1 rRNA gene is annotated in these 223 nt (G+C 59.6%); it reads right to left on the bottom strand.

What is annotated here, in order from left to right:
- A 23S ribosomal RNA gene (locus AC2CJA_RS27540) occupies nt 1-223 on the bottom strand; the annotation flags it as partial.

Genomic DNA, 223 nt, shown 5'->3' with positions numbered 1-223 from the left:
GAACGCCTCGGTATTCTCTACCAGACCACCTGAGTCGGTTTAGGGTACGGGCCGCCATGCAACTCGCTAGAGGCTTTTCTCGACAGCATAGGATCATCCACTTCACCATCACCGGCTCGGCATCAGGTCTCAGGCACTCATGCCAGACGGATTTACCTGCCTGGCGCCCTACACCCTTACCCCGGGACAACCACCGCCCGGGCTGGACTACCTTCCTGCGTCA

The sequence above is a fragment of the Streptomyces sp. ATLC9 genome, assembly GCF_057196705.1.
Note: the sequence above shows the minus strand (reverse complement) of the source record. Positions and strands in the feature narration are given on the sequence as shown.